Genomic DNA, 372 nt, shown 5'->3' with positions numbered 1-372 from the left:
TTGACGACCATAGAGCGTTGGAACCACCTGATCCCATCCCGAACTCAGCAGTGAAACGACGCATCGCCGATGGTAGTGTGGAGCTTCTCCATGTGAGAGTAGGTCATCGTCAAGCTTCTATCCCAAAGCCCTGGTATGCCCAACGCATGCCGGGGCTTTGCCTATTAGTGAAAGCCATCGAAAGATGAGCTTTCTGCAGTAACCGATAGGTACTGCTGAGTTGTTCCTGGTTAAGGAATCGCTCAAAGCGCAAGCGGTTGAGTAGAAAAGAGATTTTCGAAAAACAGCTTGACAGTAAGAAAGGCTGCTGTAGAATGCGCGGCCTCGGTTGAGACGAAAGGCTTGATCGAAACGCTCTTTAACAACTGAATC

General features: G+C 49.5%; 1 rRNA gene. It reads left to right on the top strand.

The annotated features are described in order from the left end of the window. A 5S ribosomal RNA gene (gene rrf / locus DM872_RS00030) occupies window positions 1-115 on the top strand. Window positions 116-372: the final 257 nt, after the last annotated feature.

The organism is Pseudomonas taiwanensis (assembly GCF_013393345.1).
Classification (GTDB): Bacteria; Pseudomonadota; Gammaproteobacteria; order Pseudomonadales; family Pseudomonadaceae; genus Metapseudomonas; species Metapseudomonas resinovorans_C.
Note: the sequence above shows the minus strand (reverse complement) of the source record. Positions and strands in the feature narration are given on the sequence as shown.